This window comes from Gordonia pseudamarae, assembly GCF_025273675.1.
Taxonomy (GTDB): Bacteria; Actinomycetota; Actinomycetes; order Mycobacteriales; family Mycobacteriaceae; genus Gordonia; species Gordonia pseudamarae.
In genome coordinates, this window is the sequence record NZ_CP045809.1 from 194,564 (window position 1) to 218,620 (window position 24,057).

Annotated in this window: 14 protein-coding genes; 10 read left to right on the plus strand and 4 right to left on the minus strand. The window is 68.2% G+C overall.

Going from position 1 to position 24,057, the window contains the following annotated elements:
• Positions 1-40: 40 nt before the first annotated feature.
• Genes GII31_RS00825 through GII31_RS00855 form a run of 7 tightly spaced genes read left to right on the plus strand, consistent with a single transcriptional unit; the run spans position 41 to position 14,366 of the window.
• Positions 41-3,667: a tubulin-like doman-containing protein gene (locus GII31_RS00825; protein ID WP_213245917.1), complete on the plus strand. Its 3,627-nt coding sequence runs from the start codon at positions 41-43 to the stop codon at positions 3,665-3,667.
• Positions 3,667-6,411 (plus strand): hypothetical protein, encoded by a 2,745-nt coding sequence (locus GII31_RS00830; RefSeq protein ID WP_213245919.1) that lies wholly within the window; start codon positions 3,667-3,669, stop codon positions 6,409-6,411. The genes GII31_RS00825 and GII31_RS00830 overlap by 1 nt, the downstream gene beginning before the upstream one ends.
• A 1-nt stretch (position 6,412) precedes the next feature.
• Positions 6,413-8,896, plus strand: a complete 2,484-nt coding sequence (locus tag GII31_RS00835; RefSeq protein ID WP_213245921.1) for a hypothetical protein — start codon at positions 6,413-6,415, stop codon at positions 8,894-8,896.
• Positions 8,897-8,901: 5 nt separating this feature from the next.
• Positions 8,902-11,601, plus strand: a complete 2,700-nt coding sequence (locus GII31_RS00840) for a GAP1-N2 domain-containing protein (RefSeq protein ID WP_260840223.1) — start codon at positions 8,902-8,904, stop codon at positions 11,599-11,601.
• A complete protein-coding gene (locus tag GII31_RS00845; RefSeq protein WP_213245925.1) occupies positions 11,601-12,650 on the plus strand; it encodes a hypothetical protein in 1,050 nt (349 codons plus the stop codon). Before GII31_RS00840 ends, GII31_RS00845 begins: the two co-directional genes overlap by 1 nt.
• Complete coding sequence (locus tag GII31_RS00850) at positions 12,647-13,813, plus strand: hypothetical protein (RefSeq protein WP_213245927.1); 1,167 nt, start codon at positions 12,647-12,649, stop codon at positions 13,811-13,813. Before GII31_RS00845 ends, GII31_RS00850 begins: the two co-directional genes overlap by 4 nt.
• Positions 13,814-13,850: 37 nt before the next feature.
• Positions 13,851-14,366 carry a TerD family protein gene (locus GII31_RS00855; protein WP_213245929.1) on the plus strand — a complete coding sequence of 172 codons (516 nt, stop codon included), beginning with the start codon at positions 13,851-13,853 and terminating at the stop codon, positions 14,364-14,366.
• 73 nt (positions 14,367-14,439) lie between these two features.
• On the opposite strand, the gene GII31_RS00860 is transcribed toward GII31_RS00855, so the two are convergent.
• Together GII31_RS00860 and GII31_RS00865 are read right to left on the minus strand one after the other, a co-directional pair.
• Positions 14,440-15,564: a DUF475 domain-containing protein gene (locus GII31_RS00860; RefSeq protein WP_213245931.1), complete on the minus strand. Its 1,125-nt coding sequence runs from the start codon at positions 15,562-15,564 to the stop codon at positions 14,440-14,442.
• Positions 15,565-15,734: 170 nt separating this feature from the next.
• Positions 15,735-16,310: a TerD family protein gene (locus tag GII31_RS00865; protein ID WP_213245933.1), complete on the minus strand. Its 576-nt coding sequence runs from the start codon at positions 16,308-16,310 to the stop codon at positions 15,735-15,737.
• A gap of 240 nt (positions 16,311-16,550) precedes the next feature.
• On the opposite strand from GII31_RS00865, the gene GII31_RS00870 reads away from it, so the two are divergent.
• The 3 genes from GII31_RS00870 (at position 16,551) to GII31_RS00880 (ending at position 20,598) form a co-directional block, all read left to right on the plus strand.
• Positions 16,551-17,816, plus strand: a complete 1,266-nt coding sequence (locus tag GII31_RS00870) for a GmrSD restriction endonuclease domain-containing protein (protein ID WP_260840224.1) — start codon at positions 16,551-16,553, stop codon at positions 17,814-17,816.
• Between the two features lie 111 nt (positions 17,817-17,927).
• Positions 17,928-19,976, plus strand: a complete 2,049-nt coding sequence (locus tag GII31_RS00875; RefSeq protein WP_213245936.1) for a CocE/NonD family hydrolase — start codon at positions 17,928-17,930, stop codon at positions 19,974-19,976.
• 157 nt (positions 19,977-20,133) lie between these two features.
• Positions 20,134-20,598 (plus strand): MarR family winged helix-turn-helix transcriptional regulator, encoded by a 465-nt coding sequence (locus tag GII31_RS00880; protein ID WP_246222041.1) that lies wholly within the window; start codon positions 20,134-20,136, stop codon positions 20,596-20,598.
• A gap of 52 nt (positions 20,599-20,650) precedes the next feature.
• Here GII31_RS00880 and GII31_RS00885 read toward each other — a convergent pair whose 3' ends face one another.
• Together GII31_RS00885 and helR are read right to left on the minus strand one after the other, a co-directional pair.
• Complete coding sequence (locus tag GII31_RS00885) at positions 20,651-21,694, minus strand: NAD(P)-dependent alcohol dehydrogenase (RefSeq protein WP_213249633.1); 1,044 nt, start codon at positions 21,692-21,694, stop codon at positions 20,651-20,653.
• 136 nt (positions 21,695-21,830) lie between these two features.
• Positions 21,831-23,960 (minus strand): RNA polymerase recycling motor ATPase HelR, encoded by a 2,130-nt coding sequence (gene helR, locus GII31_RS00890; protein WP_213245938.1) that lies wholly within the window; start codon positions 23,958-23,960, stop codon positions 21,831-21,833.
• Positions 23,961-24,057: the final 97 nt, after the last annotated feature.

The following is a 24,057-nucleotide window of genomic DNA, read 5'->3' on the forward strand; positions in this document are numbered from 1 at the left end:
CAGGTGACCGGACCGGCCACCGCGAAGGGTTGAGGGACATATGAGGCGACTACTGATCGTCGGTTGCGGTGGCTCGGGCGGCGCGACGCTGGCTTACATGATGGATCAGCTGCGCTCGGAACTGGCCGCGCATGGCATCGGCCGGATTCCGGCCGGCTGGCAGTTCGTGCACCTGGATGTGCCGACCACACCGTCGCGGGTCGGGGGCGTGGGCTCGGTCCGCGATCAGGGCGGCGTGTACGTGGGGACCGGACCGGAGAGCGACAGCTACAAGGTTCTCGACAACGCGCTGTCGCAGCGACTGGCCGCCGGTCAACAGCTCGACACCATCGCCACCTGGGCACCCCGCGAACCCGACACCGTGTACACGCCGCTGTCGACCGGCGCCGGACAGTACCGGGCGCTGGGCCGGATGATCACACTCAGCCGCGTCACCCAGGTGCGCGAGTCGTTGCAGCGGGCCTGGGATCAGCTGTATCTGACCTCCACCGACACCGAGATGCGTTCGCTGCATATCCCGGGCGCCGGCGCCTACCGGCCCGACGATCAGCCGCTGGTGCTGGTCGTCTCGTCGATGGCGGGCGGGGCGGGGGCGTCGATGGCGCTGGACATCTGCCGCGTACTGACCCTCGTGCAGGGTGTGGACCCGCGACTGATGGCGGTGTTCATGGTGACCCCCGACATCTTCGAGACGCTGCCACCGTCCGCGGTCACCGGAACCCGGGCCAACGCGCTGGCGATGCTCGGTGAGATCGTCGCCGCGCAGACGGGATCGGCCCGCCAGTCGGATGTGGAACTGCTGCGGGCACTGGGCCACGAACACGGCGAGGGCGCTCGGATCCCGTTCGCGCGGGTCTTCCCTGTCGGCCGGTACGTCGGCGCGCAGCGCACCGTGTTCGGCGACGGCACCCCGGATGCGGTCTACCGGGGTCTGGGCCGCGGCCTGGCCGGCCTGACGCTGTCCGCGCCGGCGATGCAGCAGTTCGTCGAGTGGGATCTCACCAACGGTGTCGGCGACCAGGGTTCGCTGGAATATCTGGGCTGGGGCAATCGGCAGTGGAACAACATCCCCTGGGGCACCTTCGGTTTCGCCAGTCTGAGTATGGGCCGCGATCGGTACGCCGAATACGCCGCCCAGCGACTGGCGCGCAGCAGCGCCGACCGCCTGCTGCACGGTCACCTGCGTCCGGGCAACCCCGCCTCCGATGAGGAACAGGTCAACGCCGCCCTCGACAATCAGTGGGACAACATCTGCCGCAACCTGGGATTGCCCGGGGCGAGTGGAGCGACGGGAAGTGCCGGGGCGGGTACCGCGCAGTGGCTGTCGAATGTGGTGCTGCCCGCCCAGCAAGTCAACCAGCAGTCCTCGATGATCGTCAACCAGACGGTGCGCCCGCGGTTGGACGTCTCGCCGGGTGTCAACGGCGAACAGTGGGCCGGACAGGTGTACCGGGTGCTGGCCGAGCAGCGCGAAACGGTCAAGAGCGATGCTGCCTCGGCGGCGTACGCGATCGCCTACCATTGGCAGCAGCGGCTGGCCGATGCCCTCGAACGCGCGGTCACCCATGCCTTGGCCACACTCGGATTGCCTTATGCCACCGGCCTTGTCAAGCGGGTCTCGCGGATGCTGCAGGACGTGGTGATGCCCGAGGCGTACAACCTTTCGAGTTACACCCCCGCCGACGTCGTCGAGGCGACCCCTGAGGTCAAGCGCACCCTGTCCGCGTTGCGCGGCACCCTGGCCAGCCCCGGAGCGGTTGCCGATCAGGTGTTCTCCGGGCTGCAGGCCAACATCAACCAGCAGCTGTACGCCGCCCTGTCATACCAGATCTCCACCGCCGCAGGGGCACTGGTCACCGAGGTCATCGAGCCGCTGATTACCGCGCTCAACGAGTCGCAGTCGCTGCTGCGCCAGGCCGCGTCGACGCCGCGCCGCGAGGCGGGCCTGGCCCATCTGCAGACGGACGAGTACGCGGCCTGGCCGTCGGATGCCGACGAGCGGGTGTCCGAACGGTTCGCCGAGGCCGACAACGAGGTGATGCTGACCCGCTCCGGCGAGTTCCAGCAGCGCTACGAAACCGACCTGCCAAGTTCGGTCGGGCTGACCTCGGTGGACGCCCAGGCGCTGGTCCTGGCGGTGACCAGGGCCTCGCACCACGTGATCACCGGGTCGTGGACCACCGTCGGCGGCAAACGCCCGCCGAGCGAGCTGTGTCCGGTCGTCGAACGCACCACCGCGTGGGTGTCGCGGGCCTTTCCCCGCCACCCGGAGACCGGCGACACCCTCATCGCCGCACCCGCCGCGTACAAGGTGCACACCGCGCCCGGTGAACTGCTCAGCAGAGCAAGGGAATTCATCGCCCGAACGGGTGAGTCGTTCGATCGGTTCTGTGCGGTGTCGTTGCGCGAATACGTGACCGGCTCCGAAAGCAGGGTTCCGGAGACGGAATTGAACAGGCGCAGACAGGATCTGCTGCTGCGCTTCGGGGAGGCCGTCGACCTGGCCCGGCCGCTGGCGAGCGTCAACGAGAACGCCATGCAGGCCATCCACGGAGTGTCGGAGATGGTGTACCGCTACAAGTTCTCGGCGGCCCCCTTCCACGGTCTTGAGGTGGGCGACCGCCTGGGAACCGCGCTGGCCCAGCGCGGCAAGGTCGACAGCAACAGTGTGAGCGCCTTCGAGAACGCGCTCAGCGATGAACGCAACATCAAACGGATCGACATCTTCGGCTCGTACCCCAACTATTCGCCGCTGGCCTACGAGTCGGTCGTCGAACCCGCAGCCCGGCAGTGGCTCGCAGCCTCGCCGGCCGAGCGGTCGGCGTTCTGGACGTACCGCCGCGCCCGGCCGCTGGAGGCGAGTCTGCCGATGCATGAGGCCGAACGCCGCGCCATGGTGGCGGGCTGGCTGCTCGGGCGGGTCGTCGGCTTCGTCCGTACCCCCGAACCGCCGTTCGGCCAGCCGGTGCGGGTGTGGGACACCGATACCCGGCAATGGCTGCCCTTCCCGCACCCCCTGCTCACCCCGCCGTCGGAGTTCCTCGCCGACTACGACTGGCTGCCCGCGGTCCTCGAATCGGTGCTGCTGGCCATCGCGCAGTCGCATCAGCCACCGGTGATGACCTCGATGCAGCCCTACCGGGCGTTGCGGCACATCTTCGACAGCGCGCAGGAGAACTCCACCACCGGACCGGAAGCGCGCACCCTGCTCGCCGGGCACCGCAACCTCGCCGACTGGCTGCGCACCGGCGACTCGGGCACCGGACTGGCGTCGGTGGTCAAGGACACGGGGGAGGGGCTGGGCATCGATGAACGCGCCGAACGGGCGAGCGCCTACCTGCGCGACTACGCCGGTTTCGTCTCCCAGCACTTCATGGCGCCCGGTGACGCGGTCGTGGCCGGTGTCCCGCCCGCCCGCGGCGGCGGGGTGTTCTCGGTGATCGGGGTGCGCGCTCAGGCCGCCAAGACCCCGTTCTTCCGCGACCTCGCCCCCGACGTGTACTGGGCCGCGAACGAACTGCTCGCCCTGATGCCGTCCGCGGTGGCCGCCGCCAAACGGCCCCCGCAGACGAACGGCGCCGCACCCCTGCCCACCGCCCAGGGTGAGGACTGGTCGGCGCCCACATTCAGTTCGGGCTTCGAGGGTCCGCTCGGGGGGATGCTCTGATGGTGGCGTTCACCGTGTTCATCGCGCCGGGCGGCCGCACCGACGGCGTGCTGGCCGCCCTCGTCGACCTGTCAGCCGCGGGTATCGTCGACCGGTTCGCCTGGATCTCCGATCCCTCAGCCGACGTCCCGATCGAGGGGCTGACGGTCATCGAGGCGGGACGGTCCACCGATGTCCGGCTCGATCAGTTCGTCACCGCGCAACAGATCTCGCTGCTGCGGGTGTGTTCGCTGGTACCCGCCTACGAGGCCGAGCGCACCCTGTCGGTGCCCGCGGAACTGTCGGTGGTGTCGGCGCTGGCGACGGCGACGGCAGCCGCCGGCGTGGTGCGCATCCGCTGTCTGCTCACCGGGCCGCAGGGCTGTGCGGCCGATCTCGGCACCACCGTGGTCGAGGGCTGGCACAACATCATTGTCTCGCCCGAGGATTCGCGTGGACCCGATTTCGGCCGGGTGGCCACACCCGCCGATCCATCGCCCGCCGACATCGGCCGCACCGCCGCGCCGGTGGTGGCCGGCCTGTGCGGGTTGTGGACGGGCCCGGCACACGCACCCCTCGACGACACCGCAGTGCTTCCCGGACGTGTTGTCCGCCTGGCCCGTTCGTACTATCGGCGACTGGACGCCACTGCCGCCGAGGCGGCGCTGCGCCATCAGGTGCTCGCCCAGGACGGGCGGTTTCCGCTGCCCGGTGATCAACAACGGACCCGGGTGGTCTACGTCGACGACGTGGGTATGGCGGCACACACGATGGCGACGGCGTTGTGGCGCAAGCACGCCGACGTGCTCCGCGGGCCCAGGATCGCGTACGAAACCGAAACCGTCGACGCCCTCAGCGGTTGGGCGGCACTGAAGATGTTCTTCGGATTCCTCTGGGCGGCGATGAAGAACGCGCCATCGGCCTGGTACAACAAGGTGGTCGGCAATGCCGCGGGCCGGATGGCCGCACAGGTCCAGCAGGCGGTGTTCTCCGAGGGCAACGCCGCCTACGAGGTGGTGGTGCGTGGTCGCCGCGCAGACGGCGGCTACGCCAACTGGAACGAGATCGGGTCCGCCTCAGGCTATATCAGCGATACCATGGCCGCGGGTGCGAACTCCGGTCAGCAGCCGCTGCAGGAGGCGGCGGCCGATCTGTCCGGGGTATGGCAGGACTACGCCCGGGCGGCGATGACGCTCGGCGACGCCGGCGACCGCTCCGGTGAGCTCCCGCCGATCAGGGTGGGTGCGGCCCGTGGAATCCTGCCACGCGCCCAGGATGCGGTGCCCGGCAAGGAGTCCCGGTTCAGCGACATCCCCGGCGTGGTGGCCGCGGCAACCGGCTTCGACGGAGTCGACGCCACGGACCCGCTCGGTATCGGGGATCTGCGCCGCCGCCTGAGCGAGTTGCAGCGCGACCGGGACCTCGGATTGGGTGCCGCGTCGACACTGACCGCGCTGGGCCAGTGGCAGCGAGCTCACGCCCGCAGCTTCGGTGTGCAGGTCGGCGATCAACTCGCACATGCTTTCCACAACTGCAACCAGGAGGCGGCGCACCTGTGGGAGAAGCTGCGCAATGCCCAGCCCGCCCCGCAGGCGCCGGCCGGCGATCTGCGCCTGGCCCGGTGGGTGCAGGTGACGGTCGCGGTGCTCGTGGTGCTGGCCGTGGTCGTGGGCTACCTCGGCTACCGGGAGGTCATCGGGGTCTGGACGGCCGTCAGCATCGTCGCCGGATCGATCGCGGCCGCACTGACCTGTCTCGCCGTCGCCTTCATCAACATTCAGCGCCGACTGTTCGCACTGATCCATCAGCGCACATCGGTCACGAGCGAGCAGAGAATCGACCAGCAGAACCTGCAGACAGCACTGGCCGACCTGCGCAGGCTGTCCCGAGCGTACGGACAGTTCTTGTCGTGGAGCCGGGCGATCGGCGCCTTCCTGGCCGGACCGCTCGGTCCGGACGCACACACCGACGCCGACCCCGTGCCCATCGCGTGGGGCCTGCCGATGGCGGCGGGGCTGGGGGCGGTGGTGCCCGACGAGGCCGAGACGGCCACCGCCGCCGGCTATCTGCGCCGCGACCTATTCCGTCCGGGCTGGCTCACCGACTCCTGGGACAAGCTGCTCGCGGTGGCCGCGCCGCAGCAGTTCGGTTACGAGTTCGCCGCCACCACATCGCCATTGTGGACCGATAACGGGAGCGGCTCGGGGTCGGAACTGGATCGCTGGTCGTCGGATCTGTACAGCAGGGCCATCACCTCGACCGGCGCCGAACTGGTGTGGCAGGAGTCGCTCGGGCTGCTGGACGGTTCGCTGGCGGGCCTGACCGGGCGACTGGTGGGCAGTGTCTCCGTCACCGGCGGACCCCAGGTGTCGGTGGCCGACTTCCTGGCCGGGCTCGACCGTCCGGCCGCGCCCGCCGGTTCGTTCCCGACGAGCTTACTCACCGACACCGCGATCGCCGGATCGGCGGCCCGCGTGGTCACCGACATCCGGCACAGCTCCCGACTGGGTCTGGGCATCGTCTGTGCGGCAACCCAGTTCAGTGACGCATTGCGGCCCGACCAGATCCGGTCGGTGGCCGGCCCGGCGGTTCCCGATGCCGGCTGGGCCGCCGATGCGGGCAGCGCCCCCGATTCGGGCCCACCGCCGTTGTACAAGACCGGTGCGGACAGGGCGGGAACAGACAGGGCGGGAACAGACAGGGCGGGAGCCGGCCGGTCCGATGAGTTCCGGGCCCCGGACCTCGGAAAGGGATTTGAGTTCTGACATGGTGTCCGGTGATACTGACGGCAATCTGGACGTTCTGCTCAGGTGGTTTCGCGACGCGGCCGACCGCGGCCTGATGGTGCCGGAATCGAAACGCCTGACCGAGATCTCGCGCCACCCGGCGGACTGGTGGATGAGTGCGACCGATCCGGTGGAGCTCGCCTGGCGGCCCACCGTCGACCATCTGTTCCACCAGGTGCGCCTCGGGGTGTTTCCGGCGGCTGCTGTCGACTTCCTGCCCGACGCGTTGCGCACCCCGCCGGGGGTGCCACGTGTTCCGGAGGCCCCGGCGGCCGAGGACCGGATGCCGGCATCGGCCGCCGCGGCCGTACCCCCGATCGCTGAGCCCGAGTCCGAACCCGAACCACCACAGCCGGTTCCGGACCGTCGGACGCTGATCTTCCAGGCTCTCATCGACTGGCGGGCCGGGCAGATCGCGGCCGGAGTGGAGGGTGCCGAGGCGATCAAGGACATCACCCTGCGCAACCTGGTCAAATACAACCAGACCGGTGAGGACGTCATCCGGGTGAAACTGCCCGGCCAGGCCAAGGGCCTGGCCGCCGATATCGCCGCGGTGTTCGCCCGCTTCGCCGTCGACGAGCCGAGCACCACCGAACCGGCTGCCGGACAACGTTCCACCCCGACGAACCCGAAAGTAGCCACTCCGACAGCGACGACCCCGGTCGCGGCCGTGCCGACACCGGCCGCGCCCCCGGCACCCGTACAGCCCGCGGCGCCGGTCGACGGTGGCCTGCTGAACCTGACGCACCGCGACTTCTGCGACTATGACTATCCCGAGACCGATGTCGAACCGGGTCGCATCACCATCACCGGTGACGCCGACGGCGTCGCGCTGTCGTGGGATCCGTGGCCGGCTCAGCCGGGGGAGGTGGTGGTGTACCGGTTGGTGTCGGCCGACGGGTCGGGGGCCGCGCCCCCGACGGTCTACCGGCCCGAGGCCGGAGAACTGATCACCACCACCACATCGACAACGGCTGCCGACGGCAGGTTTCTGAGTTCGGCGGTGCGGCTGTTCGAGGTGTGGTGCCACGTCGGGGCCGACGTGTCGTCGGCGTGCGCACGACAACCGGTCAGATGGGCGGTCGGCCACGAATTGAGCCCGGTCGACTCGATGACGATCACCGAGGACGGTGGCCGGATCATCGGTCGGTGGACGGTGTTTCCGGGTACCCGTGCGGTGCGGGTGTACCGGATCCCGCTCGATGGCTCCGCGCCGCCCGCGAGCAACCCGCACAACCAGATCTGTGTGGATCGGCCCAACCTGACCGGTTTTGTCGACGTCGACGCCCCACGCGGTCTGCGTTTTCTGTACCGGGCGATCGCCGAGGTGGATCTGGCCGGCACGGTGCGGCTCTCGCGCCCGCGCCAGCAGGAAGTCCTCGTGCCCGTGGAACTGACACCCATCACGGACCTGCACGTGGAGATGGGCGATGACCGGAGCACCTTCGGATTACAGTGGACCACACCGGATTCAGGACAGAGCGTGCGCATCTACCGGTTCCCGGCCGAGCCGCCCGCGGGCCTGGACAGCGAGGACCGCGACGAATCGGTCATCGTCGCGGAGGGATTCACCGACGAGAAGCTGATCAAGGACCCGATCGTGGCCCTGGATCCGACGCGGTCGCAGATGGTCGGGGTGATCTGGCCGCAGGACTGGGAGCGTGCCTACATCACCCCGGTGACGGTGTCGAACGGCCGGGTGCGGGTCGGCGGCACCCGCGTGCACACCAGGCCGCTCGCGGCGGTGTCCGAACCGCGGATCGTCGAGCGTTTCCACACCCAGCTGGTCACCTTCGGCTGGCCCGCCGGGGCAGCCGCCGTGCAGGCCTTCGTCGGGTCGGTGTCGTTGTCGCCGGAGGAGATCTGCGCCCAGGAATATCCGTCGGCCGAGATCACCAAGGCGGTCCACGAAAGCGACGGTGCGCTCACCTTCCGGCCACGGCTGTTGCACTGGTCGGGATGTCAGGTGTGCCTTGTGCCGGTTGCCTATTCACGCGGTGAGACTATTCGCGGTGAGGTCGCCTCGCTGCTGTATCCGGGTCTGGAACGGCTGTCGTACTGGTTCGAGGCGGTGGAGCCCGGGTCTCGGCGGGTGCGGCTGTTCCTGCGGGCCGACAACGACATCGAGGCGCCGCCCACACTGGGGCTGGTCAACAATCCCTCCCGGTTACCGCTCGAACAGCACGACGGACAGCACATCGAGCTCGATTCCCCGGCCGGACCGGTGCCGCACTGCCGGATCGGCGGAGTGCTCCGGGCGGGCCGGGTCGTGCCCACGGAGTGGACGTTCGATATCGGCAGGCTCCGTGGCTATCTACGGTTGTTCGTCACCGGAGGCCGGCGGACACGCCAGGTCGCGCTCTTCGATCCGCCGCTACGGTTTCTGTACATCCCCGATCAAATGTCCCACAATCCTGTGTCCCAGAACCCCATGCCCCCGACGGCACCCGGAATGTGGGGATAGCGGTGATGGATATCGCGGCAGCCGGTAGTAGTAGCGGTGTCGCGCCGTCTCCGGCGGCGCAGTTGACCTACACCAGTTTCGACGACGGTTCCGGGCCCGGTGGATGGCAGATCAAACAGGTTGTGGGACAACTGCATCAAGCCGAGCAGGATGTGCTGATCAAGCGCATCCCGACGGTCTTCGATCTCGAACCGAGGCTGCCGCAATTCCCCACCCAGAATCAGATCGACTCGCGCCCAGGACGATTGAGCTACCAGATGCTCGACGGGTCGGGTGCCTACTGGCACACCGTAGATGCCGGGCGCGACGCGTCGGGACGTCCGGGCAATGTGTTCGCACATGTGGCCGTCGACCGGCGGCCGGTCGCTGCCCGCGCGGACCGGCCCATCGTCCGCTGGCGTTCGGCGGACTGGCTCATCCCCTACGGTCCGGTGAACGTCGCGGCGGCGACCATCGACGGGCAGGGGTTACCCCGGCCCAATCCGGAGATCAACCTGGTGTCGGCGGTTCAGTTCCTGCTCGGGCAGGCCATCGATCGGCAGGGGGTGTTCCGGGTGCTGCTCGACGCGGTTGCCCGCGCCCTCGCCGGTGGGCCGTCGGTGGTGCTGTTGACCGCCGACCCCGGTAGCCCGCAATCGGGCAGCCCGGGACAGAGCACCGCGGCCCGGTGGATCGCCGCGGTGAGTTTCTTTCTGCCGCTTTCGGTCGCACAACGATTCTCGTGGGCCACCCACGACGGACTCGAGTACGCCGAGGCCGACATCGGCCGGGGCGTGCATCTGATAGCGATGCCCAGGACCGCCGACCCCGAACCCGGACGTCCCACCGGTGCCGTCGTCATCGACGAGGCCGAGGTGCCCGACCTCGGTGATCTGGGCTCCACGCACGGGGTCGCCCGTGGCGAGGTGCCGGTCGGGTTGCTCTCGGTGCTCGCCGAGGGTGTGCTCGCCGACGAGCACATCGCGATCAGCGTGCTCACCCGCTGTGAGGAGGTGGCCGAGGAGTTCGCCGATGGCACGTTGACCCCGTTGTGGCCGTTGGCGATCGCAGTCGAAGAGGTTCCGGATCTGGCCGAGTTCCATGCCGATGCGCTCAGGGCGATCGCGGAGGACGCCCCCGATGGTGTGAACCGGGTGCCGTGGGCCGCCCGGCGTGTTGCCACAGCCCGAGAGGCCAACCCTCGCACCGCCGATCAGCTGCTGGCCGAGTTCGTGCAGGCCCATGAGCACGGCGGACCGGTCGATGCGCGCGGTATCCGGTTCTTGGCGGCCGTGATCGCCGACCCACGATGGGTTGTGACGGGACCGGTGGAGTCGGTGCCGTCGGTGCGGGTGGTGGACCTGACCGTGTTGCGTCCGGACCTCGACGAACGTATTGCCGCACTCGCCGGTCGCCGTGGCGGGGAGGACTCGGCCGGACTGTTGACGGAGGGACTGCGGCTGGCCGAGGTCATCGACCGGGTGGCCCTGCGCGGCGACGAGTTCGACCGGATCAGCAATGAACTGGTCGGCGCGCTGGACGTGAGCGGACTGGGCGAGTTCTTCTGGGAACCGCAACAGAACTGGCCGGTCGGCTTAGCACCGACGTTGATCGGCCCGGACGTGCGCGCCGGGTATGTGCGTCCGCTCCTGGCCCGGTATCGCGCCGATGGCCTGTGGGCGATCCCGGCCGCCCACTGGATGTGGGTGTTCGCCGATTCCCGTACGGAGCCGGGCATTCCGGTGCCCGCCAATCCCACCCGCGCCGACTCCTATCTGTATCCGCTTGCGGTGGCCCAGGTTCTGGGCGATCCGCTCACCGTGCGCACCGACCGCGCCACGCGACGGGAATGGGCCACCGACGCGGTGAACTCGGCGATCGCCTCGGAGCACTACAGCGACGCCGAATGCCGGGGGCTCGTCGCCGCGATCATCGAACTCGAATGCCCCGATGTCGAGGACCTGCGCAACTGGTCGAGTAGCGAACCCGAACGCACGGGCCCGGCGTTGTTGCGTACCCCCGTGTTCACCGGGCCGGTCGATCAGCGGCTGTTCGACCAGGTGATCACCGCCGAGCGCGATCCGGGCCGGGAACCGGAGGGCACCGACGCGACGGTCGCCGCCGCCGTGCTGCGCCGTTGGCGCGCCGATCCGAACCGGGCCCCGCTGACCCGTGAGCAACTGCTCGGTGCGGTTCGCCTGTGTGTCGCCGACGACGTGGTGTCGATGCGTGCGTGCGCTCCCGACCTGACACAGACGATCTGCGCGGGCTACGTCGTCGGGCAACTCGCGGGCGAGGCGTGGGCACCGCCGGCCGGGGTGGCGCCCACACCGATGTCGACGGCGCTGAGCCCGATCCGCAAGCCGGTGTACCAACTGCTCAAATATCTGAGTCAGACCGGTGTCATCGACACGAACTGGTTGGTGGCGCAATCATTTCTGCGGTTCGTCGACGGACGGCCGCCCGTCCGCACTCTCATGGACATCGCCGATCCCGCCTGGGTCGACCGTATCCTTGAGAGGCTGATCGCCGACGGATATCCGGTGGCCGACTCGGAGAGCGCGCTGCGCGATACGGCGTGGCCCGTCGTGGCCCGCGGCGATGCGGCGCGGGCCGAGGCGTTTTTCGATGAGTACCGGAACGCGGCGAAGGACTGGCTCAAGGAGTTCGGTCACCAGGCGCGTGATCGTGGGTTGTCGCCCCGAAGCGGAAAGGATATACGCTGATGGCCACTTTTGTTCTGGACGGCAAGGCGTCGGCGGAGTTGCCGCGCAGGCCGATCGCCGTGGCGCTGACCGTGGGCGGTGCCGTGGGCCCGGGTGCCCGGCTGCTGGCGCGGGCACGGGACGGGCGGGAGGTCCGGGTTGTCCAGCACACCGGGAGTCTGCTGATCCTGCCGCGGGTCGACGTGGAGGTCGTGGTCGCCGCTGTGCCCGACGGCGGCCGGGACAGGTTCGATCAGGGCACGGTGCTGCACGTGACCCTGGGTCCGGACGACTCCGGTGACATCGGCGCCGATGTGATCCAGCTGGCCCCGCGCGATGTGTCCGGACTGAGTTTCCTCGAACTGGCCACCCTGGCGCCGCAGGATCAGCATCTGGGTGAGGGCGCCTCGGTGCGGGTGACCACGAGGCTCGCCATACCGGACGCCCCGCTGCCGCCGGTCGCCGCGCAGGCGCGAGTGGCCTGCCGTGGGGTGCTGCACGCCGACCAGATCGATGAGGCGCACCGGGTCACGATGGGCTGCGTCGTCGACACGTCGGTGTCGATGGCGCCGTTGTTCGCCTCCGGGATGGTGGCCGCTGCCGCCGACATCGTGGCCGGGATGGCGGCGGTGCTCTCGACCGGGGAGCCGATCACGCTCACTGTTCCGGGTCCGGCGACAGCCGGGCAGCAGTCGTTCGCCGGTGACGCCCTCGGCGGTCATCTCGGCGCGGTCCCGGCGCCGGGCCTGGGATTTTCGGTAGACGTCAATGCGGCGATCACCCGGCCCGGCGGACGGTCGCTGACGGTGGTGCTCACCGACGGCGCCGGAGTGGTCGATACGGTGAAAGGTGTTTTGGCCTTGGTGCTTTCGGACTGTTCGTCGGCCACCGACGGACCCGGATTCGCGGGTTCCCGCTGTCCGCTGCCGCCGCCGGGCGTCGACGGCCGGGAGTTTCTCGCCGGGCAACCGCAGTTGGTCTCGCGGGTGGTGGGGGAGTTGCTCGCGGCGGCGGGCCTCGCGGCATCGAGCAGTGTGGCATCGAGCAGTGTGGCGAGGGACATCCGATGATCAAATGTCCCCGATGTTTTCACGATCTTCCCGAGGACGATTTCGCCTGGACCGACACCGGGGCGAGCGAAGCGACGGGGGATTCCACCGACAACCGGATCGAACTCGATCCGGTTGCCTCCCGGTACGCGGGCGGCGATGTGCACGGCCGCCCGGTGCGGTCGGTGCGTCGTCCGGCGGGCGCCGACCACACCTGGACGCCGATACCCTCGGAGGCCAACGGGATCGAGGTGTGCCCGATCTGCCACTACGAACTTCCGCCGCACTGGCGGTCGGGCGAGGCCACCTGCATCGCGATGGCCGGCGCCCGCTACACCGGCAAGACCGTGTATATCGCGGTTCTGATCAAGCAGCTCAAGAAGTTCCTCGCCCATTCCGAGGCCGAGATCACCGCCGCCGACGCGGTCACCGAACGCACGTACGCAGCCACCTACGAGCGGCCGCTGTTCGAGCAGCGGGGCATCGCCGCGGCCACTCCGGCGGCCGCCGTCGCCGCCCATCAGCCGCCGCTGATCTTCGCCATGGGTTTCTGGGGCGACCGGCAGCGGTACCTGGTGATCCGCGACGTCGCCGGCGAGGATCTGGAGAACGCCGACACCGGGGGACCGTCGTGGGAGTTCTTCGGGCTCGCGCACGCGGTGTTGTTCCTCTTCGACCCGCTGCGGGTGCGGGACGTCTCCGATCAGCTGCTCGACCTGGTGCCGCCGACCACTCTGATCGGCGGCGATCCGGGTGATGTGTTGCGCAAGGTGATGGCCCTGATCGGGGCCGGCAACCCGAAGATCGGCCTGGTGCTGTCCAAATTCGACGCACTGCAAGCCCTGTCGAGGGTCGAGCAGAGCTCGTGGGGGCGGGTGATGGCCAATCCAGGGGCGGCCTTCAACCGCGACCCTGGTCTGATCGGTACCGAGTATGACGAGGATGACGGCATCCTCCTGCACGCCGAGGTGGTGAGCCTGCTGCAGCGGCTGCATGCCGGACCGATGTTGCGGACACTGCGTAATCCGGTCACCGGCCAGTACTACGAGAACAGGTTTTTCGCGGTCTCGGCACTCGGGATGCCGCCGGTGGGCGAAAAACTCCACCGCAGTGGGATCTCGCCGTTCCGCTGTCTGGACCCGATCGGATGGGTACTGGCCGACGGCGGCGTGTCCAGATCGTGAACCGGGCAGGCACACACATGACGGGGGAGAGGGCAGCATGGCGATAGACATGAGCAGGGACCGGGGCGGCCCGGCACCGGACCGGGTCACCGTCACCGTGGAGGTCGACCCGGTCGGTTCGCTCGGCTACGAGGTGGACCTGTCCGGCTACGCGCTGGACCGGACGGGAAAGGTCATCTCCGACAAGCACTTCGTCTACTTCAACAACGCCGCCACACCCGACGGGACCATCAGCTTGGACAAGCAGGGACCGGAGCAGACCTTGGTGATCGACCTGGCCACGCTCGACGTGGAGGTCGCGCAGGTCGCGGTCGCGGTCACCGTCTACGGCGCCGAGGTGGGCTTCGGCCGGATCCCGGGAGCGAGGATCACCCTGCGCCGCAACGATGCCGTCTTCGCCGACTACAACCTGAACTCGGGTGTGCCCGACGCCCGGTCGGTGGTGTACGGGCGCCTGGTCCGGGAATCTGCCGCCTGGAAGTTCTGGGCCGAAGGCACCGCCTATCCGGACCTGGCGGCGACCGTCGCGAGCTTCGGCGTCACCACCGGCTGACCGAACATTCTGTCCCCGAAACACACATCCCGCCCGGAAGAATCCGGGCGGGATGTGTCGGGAGCGGACGCCGTCAGACCGAGGCCAATTCCTTGGCCTGCTCGTTGCGGCGGCGGATGACGCTTGAGATGAGCGCCGCGCCGATGAGCACCACGCCGACGAGGCCGGTGACGACCTCGGGCACGTGGGTACCGATGGAGTACAGCAGGATCAGCGCGAGTGCGCCGATCGCCCAGTGCGCACCGTGCTCGAGGTACACGTACTCCGACAGGGTGCCCTGGCGGACCAGGTACACCGTCAGCGAACGCACGAACATGGCGCCGATCAGGCCGAGACCCAGCGCGATGATGATCGGGTCGGCGGTGATCGCGAACGCGCCGATCACGCCGTCGAACGAGAACGACGCATCGAGCACCTCAAGGTAGAGGAACAGGAAGAAGCCGGCCTTACCGGTGGCCTTGGCCAGTTCGCTCGGGCCCTTGCGGCTGTTGCCGGCGACGTTCTCTGCCGTGGACGATTCCGCGGTGGATGCCTCCTCTGCGTCCTCGTCCTCCTCGAACTGCTCGGTGTGGAACAGTTCGCCGAGCCCGTTGACCGCGATGTAGGTGATCATGCCGAGGGCACCGGCCACCATGACAGTGGCCCGCTTGTCGTCGGGGGCGATGAATTCGGCCGTGATGAGCAGCAGACCGATGGCCAGGACGACCTCGAGTGCTTCGAGTTTGCCGATCTTCTCCAGTGGACGTTCGATCCACGTGAGCCAGGTCAGCTCCTTCTCCTCCAGCACGAAGCCGAGGAAGAGCATCAGCAGGAACATGCCGCCGAACGCCGCGATCTGCGGGTGGGCGTCGGTGATGATCGATTCGTAGGTTTCGCCCTGGGCCGGTGGGTTGAGCGCGAGGTCGAGGGCGTCGACCGGGTTCAGGCCCGCGGTGAGCCACACGATGGCCAGCGGGAACACCAGGCGCATACCGAAAACGGCGATGAGCACACCGATGGTGAGGAAGATCTTCTGCCAGAACTCACTCATCCGGCGCAGGACGGTGGCGTTGATGACGGCGTTGTCGAAGGACAGGCTGACCTCGAGAATACCGAGGATCAGGGTGAGGAAGAGGGCCTCGGGCCCGCCATAGAGGAACGCGACGATCAGCGAGATGATCGTGATGGCGAACGAGAGTCCGAAGATGCGAAGTAGCACGAGAGTTCGCGGGGCCTTTCATGCGGGCAATAGGTTGCGCGGACGATGCGGTGATCGTCCGGGGCACTACGGAGTCGGGGTCCGGGAGGTCGGGGTCCGGCGCAAGGATAACCCGCAAAACGTGCTCGGGCCCGGCATGGTGCCGGTCCCGAGCACGTGAGGTGCGCTGGTCAGACGTTGACGCCGAAGTCTTGCGCGATACCGCGCAGACCCGAGGCATAGCCCTGGCCGACCGCGCGGAACTTCCAGTCGGCGCCGTGCCGGTACAGCTCACCGAAGACCATCGCGGTCTCGGTGGAGGCGTCCTCGGTCAGGTCGTAGCGGGCGATCTCCTGGCCGTTGGCCTGGTTGAGCACGCGGATGTAGGCGTTGCGGACCTGGCCGAACGACTGTGCGCGGGTCTCCGCGTCGTAGATGGAGACGGGGAAGACGATCGAGTCGATGGTCGGGGGGGTGCCCGCCAGGTCGACGTTGATCACCTCGTCGTCGCCGTCGCCGCTGCCGGTCAGGTTGTCGCCCAGGTGCTCGATCGAGCCCTCGGGCGAACGGAGGTTGTTGAAGAACACGAAGTGCTGATCGGACAGCGTCTTCTTGTCCGGTCCCAGCGCGATGGCGCTGGCGTCGAGGTCGAAGTCGGCGCCGGTGGTGGTCCGGACATCCCAGCCGAGGCCGACCGAGACCGCGGTGAGGCCGGGGGCCTCCTTGCTCAGCGAGACATTTCCGCCCTTGCTCAGGCTCACGCCCATTGTGAAAACCCTTCCTGTGGTCAGTGTGCCGACGGTGAGGTGTACCGACGGTGAGGTGTACCGACGTCTGTCGTGTCGACATACAACAGACACCACTCTATGCGAACACGGAAAAACCGAACATCGTCGAAGCAGATGATACGCGGGGCGGCTGCCGGTTCCGTGTAACAATTCTCGCGCTGTCGACGGTACAGATATCGGTGCCACGACGGTATGGAGAACAACGGGAGCAGGTAATCGATGCCATCAGGTATGCCGACCGCGGGATGGTTCGCCGATCCGGCGGGCACTGGGCGAATGCGCTGGTGGGACGGGACCGCATGGTCCGACCGCTATGCCGACGCCGACGGCCTGCCACCGTTCACGCCGCCGCCGGACCCGACCGGGTCACCGGGCGCGCCCCGCCGCCGGCCTCGTCGATGGCTGTGGCCGGCAGGTGTCGGTGCGCTGATCGTCGGGTTGCTCGTCGTCGTGGGGCTTGTCGGCTCACCGGATGACGATGAGGTCGACACCGCTGCCGTCACCGCGTCCACCACCGCCGCGTCCGGCGGTTCGCCATCGACCCCGTCCGGCCCGTCCGTCTCGGACCGCGCCTCGACCACCGAGCCGATGTCGACCACCCGGATGCTGGGCCGGGAGGCGACGGCGGCGCTGCGTCGGCTCGACGAACTCGATGTGAAGGGGCGCGCGCCCAAGACCGGGTACAGCCGGTCGGAGTTCGGCAGCGGGTGGTCCGACGATGTCGACGTCGACGGCGGGCACAACGGCTGCGACACCCGCAACGACATGCTCAAGGATCTCGACGAAGTCACCGTCAAATCCGGCACCCGCGGCTGCGTCGTCCTGTCGGGGACCCTGCACGACCCGTACACCGGCCGCGATATCGCCTTCGTGCGCGGGGAGGGCACGTCGTCGGCGGTACAGATCGACCACGTCGTCGCCCTGTCGGATGCCTGGCAGAAGGGAGCGCAGCGGCTCACCGTGGACGAACGCCGCAACCTCGCCAACGATCCGGTCAACCTGCAGCCCACCGACGGCCCCACCAACTCGCGGAAGGGTGACGGCGACGCGGCGACGTGGCTGCCGCCGAACCGGTCGTATCGGTGCACCTATGTCGCCCGTCAGATCGAGGTGAAGGCGAAGTACCGCCTGTGGGTGACGGCGGCGGAGAAGTTGGCGATGCAACGGGTGCTCGCCACCTGCGGTGCCACGACGACCGACTCGACGGTCTCGCGGAAGCCGACCACCACCGATCGCACCACCACCGTGCCGAAGGATTCGGAGACCACGACGGCAACCCCGAGGCGGGTACTGGAAACCTCGACGGACGAGGTGACCGAGGCCCCGACGACGACTGCCGCCCCGACGACAGGGGACGGCGGGGGCAGCGTCCGCTACTCCAGTTGCGCACAGGTCCGGGCGGCGGGCAAGGCGCCTATTCATGCAGGTGATCCGGGCTATTCACGCACACTGGACCGGGACGGCGACGGTGTCGCGTGTGAATAGTCCGCTTCGGGCCATACGGGTCAGGGGATCCGTATGATGTGACGCTGCTAACTGATATTGTCCTCCCGAATATGTGATATCGCATGTTCTTCTGCGGGAGGGAATGGATACATGACTCGGCGGCGGGGAGAGCGCCCGAAGATCGGATTTCGAGCGGCGGCGCTGGCAACGGTGTCGGCGGTCGTGGTCGGCCTGGGCGGAGCGGGTGTGGCCACGGCCGATCCGACCGGAGGCCCGGCAGGCAAACAGTGGACGGCCACACACGACGGCAAACAAAAGTACGCCGGGGTGAGTGTGCGGACCGACGTCCCGATCCGGATGAGCGACGGCACCGTCCTGCGGGCCGACATCTACCGTCCCGCGGACGCCCGGCAGCGGCCCGTCGACACCAGGACGCCGGTCATCGTCAACCTGACCCCGTACACCAAACTGCTCACCTCGCTGGGGTCGGCGGTCATCCAGCACCCGGTGCTCGAGCCGTTCCTGGATCAGGTCCTGTCCAAGGTGCGCCTGACCGGCCCGTTGCGCGGTGGTGACGACCTGATCGGCACCATCCGCGACAAGGGCATCAAGACGATGATGGTCGATGACAACCTCATTCGCAGCGGCTATACCCAGGTCGTCGTCGACGTGCGCGGCACCGGTTTCTCCCAGGGCACGTGGGATGTGTTCCGCAGCCGGGAGCAGATGGACACCATCGAGGTCATCAACTGGGCGGCCGCACAGAAGTGGTCCGACGGCAAGATCGGCATGGCCGGGGTGTCGTATTCGGGGATCAACCAGATTTACGCCGCCAAGATGGCGCCCAAGGCGCTCAAGGCGATTTTCCCCGTCGAGCCGGGCGGCGACCTGATCCGCGACGTGGTGGCGCCGGGCGGCGGACTCGGTGTCGGGTTCCTGCCGCTGTGGCTGACATTGGTCAACGCCACCAAGCTGATCCCGAACGTCGCGTCGATGATGAACGGCACCTTCGACTGGAAGTGGCTGGCCGACAGGATGAGTGAGCCGGGCACCTTCTACCCGCAACTTCTCGCAGCGCTGACCGTTCCGGATATCGCGTCGATCCCGCCGAATCTGAAGAGCCTGTTGGACGAGAGTTCCGACGAACGTTCGTCGTGGCTGTCGGGTGCCGACAAGATCACCGTGCCCACCATGATCTATGGCGGCTGGTTCGATCTGTTCACCAACAGCGAGGTGCGGATGTTCAACCGGATCCCGTTGCCGCCGAACAAGAAGAAGCTGATCATGGGCGACGGCTACCACATCACGATCGGTGCCGGGCAGTTCGGCAAGAACGGCACCCCGTCGCGCCTGGACGTGCTGCAACGAGCCTGGTTCGACAAGTGGCTCAAGGGCATCGACAACGGTATCGACGAGTACGGGCCGGTGGTCCTGCAGAACGTGGGCGACAACTGGATCACCGCCGACCAGTTCCCGCGCGCCGGAATGCACCGTCAGCGCCTATATCTGAGCGACAGGCGTTCGGGCACGGCACCGTACGCGGTGCGCGACGGATCGCTCACGACCGCGAAGGTGAACTCGCGTGGGCGACTAACTGTCTCGCCGGGTCTGGCGACCGTCTGTTCCCGTGACAGTGCGCAGCAGACGATCGGTGTCGTCGCCGTCCTCCCGGTGTGTTCGGACGATGCACGGTTCTCCGAGCGTGACGCGCTCACCTTCACCAGTGCCCCCGTGGCCACCACCCGCAGCGTGTCCGGCTACACCAACGTGCGGCTGAACACGGTGCTCGACGCCACCGACGGCTACTGGGTGGCCACCCTCAACGATGTTGCGCCGGACGGTACGTCCAAGGTGCTCGCATCCGGTCAGCTGGTCGCGTCGCTGCGTGACTACGACGCCGCCAAGTCGGAGTTCGCCCCCAACGGCGACGTCATCGACCCGCACCTCACGATGACGCTGAGTGCACGGCAACCGGTCACTCCGGGTAGGCCGGTGACCGTCGACATCGGTCTGCTGCCCACCGAGGCAAAGATCAGGGCCGGGCACCGGCTCCGCGTCGACGTGTTCGCGATGAACCTGCCGCGCGGTCTGCCGTTGCGTCCGTTGCTCAACGCCTCCCAGCTCAGGCCGCAGCACATTCGGCTCGACCCCGATCGGCCGAGCTTTGTGAACCTGCCGATTTCGAAACCCCTGGGCTGAAAGACTTTTCGACTGGGTGGGGAGTGGCCGGGTGGGAACGGGTACGGCGGCCCACACGGCTGTCGGCTGTCGGAATGCGGAGGGGTCCGGACACGTGTGCATAGATTCTTTATATAAAAAGACTATGTATCCTGTTCGGATCCCTTACACTCGGAGCGTGACCCGCGAAATGGAAATACCGGACACGCTGCTCGGTACGGTGGGCAATGCCGAGCTGGCGGATACGATCTTCGCGCTGCTGAGCGCGATGCTCCGGCACCGGCCGCGCGAGATGAGTATGACCTCGTCCTCGACGCTGTCGGCGCTGTTCACCGACGGCCCGATGCGGGTCACCGCCCTCGCCGCCCGGCAGGGGGTCACGCAGCCAACGATGACCACCCTGGTGCACTCGCTCGAACGCGACGGCCTGGTGGTGCGGCGGGCTGACCCCGCCGACGGCCGGGCCTCCCTGGTCAAGCTCACCGAAAGCGGCGCCGAGCTGGTCCGCGCCCGTCGGCGCGAGTACACCGAGATCGCCGAGGGCTATGTGCGGATGCTCGCCGACGACGATCGCAGGGCACTGGCCGACGCGGTGCCGGCGATCAGGGCACTCGAGTCACTGATGCGCGGTGAACGGTCCTGACCTGCGGCACCCGACCCCGTCGGCCCGGTGAACGACAGTCCGATGACCGACGCTAGTCCGGGACCACCACGGCCCGGCCACGCAGAGTGCCCGCGGCCAGCCGCCGGTATGCCTCCAATCCGTCGTCGAGACCGAACCTCTCGGTCTCGACCCGCACAACTCCGTCCCGGGCCAGGTCGAGCACCTCGATGAGCTCGCTCCGTGAGCCCCAGTAGGGCGCCCGGACCGACACCTCGTACGGCTGTGCGAAGAAGCCGACCTTGGCGGCGGCCACCCCGTCGCCGATGCCGACGATGGTGACGTCGCCGAGCACCCCGACCATGGCCATCGCCATGTCGATGGTCGGCTGGTATCCGACGAAGTCGAAGACCGCCGTCGCGCCCTGCTTCCCGGTGAACTTGCGGACCTCGGCGACGGTGTCCTCGTTGCTGAGCACAGCCTCGTGGGCCCCGACCTCCTTCGCGAACGCCAGCTTGTCCTCGGAGACGTCGACGGCGATGATCCGGGAGGCGGTGAGGTGGCGCAGCAACTGGATCCCGACATGCCCGAGTCCGCCCGCGCCGATGACGACGGCGGTGGTGCCACCGACCAGTTTGGGCAGCGAGGCCTTGATCGCGTGATACGGGGTCAGACCGGCGTCGGTGAGCGCCACCGAGCCGACCGGATCGAGGTCTCCGAGTGGCACGAGGTGGCGGGGGTCATCGACGAGCAGATATTCGGCCATGGCGCCGTCGGTGCCGAGCCCCGGCGGTGTGATGGACAGTTCGGCCGCGTTCAGGCAATAGTTCTCCTGACCTTCGGCGCACCGGTAGCAGGTGCCGCAGCCCCACGGCCCGTACACCGCGACCGCCGTTCCCTCGGACACCGTCCGTACGCCGGAACCCACCTCGGCGATCACTCCGACGCCCTCGTGACCGAGTGTCATCGGCAATGGGTAGTCGAATGCCCCGGCCGGGGCGTTGAGCACGAAGTCATCGGAATGGCAGGCCCCGGCGGCGGTGATCTTGAGCAGCACCTGTCCGGGGCCTGGCGTGGGCTTGTCCACCTCACGCAATTCGGGGGGTTGTCCGGGGGCAATGAACTGGATCGCCTTCATCGCGGGATTGCCTCTCATTGTCGACAGTCGTCCTGCTCACCGGTCTACCCGCCCATGCGCGTGCGCGCATGGGTTTGGGATCGGAATGGGGTGTCTTTAGGGTCGTAGGTCCCAGGCCGGTGACCCCGCTCCGCGATCAGCTCAGGATCACCAACCGCTGCGTGGCGCGGGTCATCGCCACATACCTGTCGACGGCGCCGGCCACCCCGGCGCCGAACGACTCGGGCCGCACCAGCACCACCAGATCGAACTCCAGGCCTTTGGCGGTGCCCGGGGTGAAGGTCCTGATCCGGGGGTGGTGTGCCGGACCGGATCCACCTATCACACAACCGGTTCCATCGGGATTCTCGCGGAGCCACGCATCGAGCACGGCGTCCAGGTCATCGATCCCGGCCCGGATCACCGGGAGCCCGGACGACCGGATCGACCGGGGCACATTGGCGTCGGGAACGGCTGCCCGGATCAGCGGCTCGGCCTCGGCCATGATCTCGACCGGGGTGCGGTAGTTGACCGACAGACCGGCCACCGCGATGTGGCGCAACCCGACCCGTCCGAGCCGGGCGGTCCACGACTCGGTGAACCCGTCGCGCGCTTGTGCCCGATCGCCGACAACTGTGAAACTGCGTGCCGGACAACGGCTGATCAGCATCTGCCACTGGGCGTCGGTGAGTTCCTGGGCCTCGTCGACCACGATATGCGCGAACGGCCCGGCCGTCTCGTCGGGATCGGCGACGGGCGAGACGGTGTGGTCGTCGAGGGCGTTGCGCAGATCGGCCGAACGTAGCATCGAGGCGACCTGCATCTCGCTGTCGTCGGCGTCGATCACGTCGTCGATGACATCGTCCATCCGGGCACGTTCGGCGCGGAGTGCGGCGGCGTGGCGGTGCCGGCGCCGGGTGTTCTCGGGATCGCCGATGCGTCGTCGCGCGGCATCGAGCAACGGCAGATCGGAGGTGGTCCACGCGCCGGGGTCGTCGCGCTGCAGCAGAGTCACTTCGGTGCGGTTCAGCTGCGGCGCACACCTGGCGAGGTAGGCGGGCACCGACCATAGGTCGCCGACGATGTCGGTCGGGTCCAGCAGGGGCCACGCCCGGTTGAACGCGGTGGTGAGGGCCCTATTGCGGCGTAGCGAGGCGCATGCCCGGCCGCGCTCGCCGGATTCGACGCCGGGCAAGGATTCCAGCATGATCTCCAGCAGCTTCTCCCACACCGCGTCGCGGGCATCGTTGTGCGTCGCGGCGGGATCGGCCTCGGCGAACGCCTCGGCCCAATCGTTGGGCGTGAGTGTCGCCTCACCCCAATATGTTTCGATGCGCAACGCGGTACCCGGGGATTCCTCGTAGAACCGTACCGCCGGTTCGATCGCTGCCACCATCGCCGCCGACGCCTTCAGTCGTGCGACCTCCGGGTCGGATTCGGCCGCCGCCGACGCCGATTCGGGCACCATATCGGCGATCGTGCACGTCAGTACGCCCTGTTCGCCGAGTCCGGGCAGTACGTCGGCCACATACGACAGATACGGCCGGTGCGGCCCCACCACCAGCACCGAGCCCCGCTGTCCGCTCAACCGCGGGTCCGCGTACAGCAGGTAGGCGGCCCGGTGCAGGGCGACAACGGTTTTGCCCGTTCCCGGCCCGCCGTCGACGACGAGGGTCCCCGCCGACCCGGCCCGGATGATCGCGTCCTGGTCGGCGGCGATGGTGCCGAGTACATCCCGCATCTTCTCGCCCCGGCCGCCGCTCAACCCTGCCAGGAACGCCGAGTCGCGGTCGAGAACGAGATCGGGTGGTGTGTCGGCGGTCAGCGATTCGTCCCAGAAATCGACAATCGATCCGTGCGACCAGCGGTAGCGGCGTCTGCTGGTCAGGCCGCGCGGGTCGGCGAGGGTGGCGGTGAAGAACGGTTCGGCCGCTGGTGTGCGCCAATCCACCAGCAACTGCTCACCCATCGGATCGGTCAGTCCGAGTCTGCCGATGTAGGTGACGGTTCCGTCGGTGCCGACCATTCGGCCCAGACACAGATCAAGCCCGTACCGCTCGATTGTGGCCAGCCGGGTGTGGGTGCGGTGGATGTCCATGTCGCGTTCCATCGCATGATGTCCGGCTCCGCCGGGTGCTCTACGCAGGGCGTCGATGCGGGCGGTCAGGGTGGCGACGGTGTGGCCGAGTGCGGCGTCGATGGCCGCGAAGTGCGCGCCGTCGCCGCCGATGAACCGTGAATCAGATTTGTGGGCAAGGGATTCCGGGAGATTGAACGCGTGGTTCATGCGGTGGTGAACTCCTCGTGGGCTGGGGATCCACGATTGTGCACCACGCGGGGGGTCTTGCGGCAAGGCCCCGTCCGCGATATACCGTTGAAGGGGA

Bases quoted from the DNA above. Each gene is read 5' to 3' on its own strand.
- GII31_RS00830 (WP_213245919.1), top strand. From the start codon at position 3,667: ATGGTGGCGTTCACCGTGTTCATCGCGCCGGGCGGCCGCACCGACGGC.
- GII31_RS00870 (WP_260840224.1), top strand. From the start codon at position 16,551: ATGCCATCAGGTATGCCGACCGCGGGATGGTTCGCCGATCCGGCGGGC.
- helR (WP_213245938.1), bottom strand. From the start codon at position 23,960: ATGAACCACGCGTTCAATCTCCCGGAATCCCTTGCCCACAAATCTGAT.
- GII31_RS00885 (WP_213249633.1), bottom strand. From the start codon at position 21,694: ATGAAGGCGATCCAGTTCATTGCCCCCGGACAACCCCCCGAATTGCGT.
- GII31_RS00875 (WP_213245936.1), top strand. From the start codon at position 17,928: ATGACTCGGCGGCGGGGAGAGCGCCCGAAGATCGGATTTCGAGCGGCG.
- GII31_RS00855 (WP_213245929.1), top strand. From the start codon at position 13,851: ATGGCGATAGACATGAGCAGGGACCGGGGCGGCCCGGCACCGGACCGG.
- GII31_RS00825 (WP_213245917.1), top strand. From the start codon at position 41: ATGAGGCGACTACTGATCGTCGGTTGCGGTGGCTCGGGCGGCGCGACG.
- GII31_RS00850 (WP_213245927.1), top strand. From the start codon at position 12,647: ATGATCAAATGTCCCCGATGTTTTCACGATCTTCCCGAGGACGATTTC.
- GII31_RS00835 (WP_213245921.1), top strand. From the start codon at position 6,413: ATGGTGTCCGGTGATACTGACGGCAATCTGGACGTTCTGCTCAGGTGG.
- GII31_RS00845 (WP_213245925.1), top strand. From the start codon at position 11,601: ATGGCCACTTTTGTTCTGGACGGCAAGGCGTCGGCGGAGTTGCCGCGC.
- GII31_RS00865 (WP_213245933.1), bottom strand. From the start codon at position 16,310: ATGGGCGTGAGCCTGAGCAAGGGCGGAAATGTCTCGCTGAGCAAGGAG.
- GII31_RS00840 (WP_260840223.1), top strand. From the start codon at position 8,902: ATGGATATCGCGGCAGCCGGTAGTAGTAGCGGTGTCGCGCCGTCTCCG.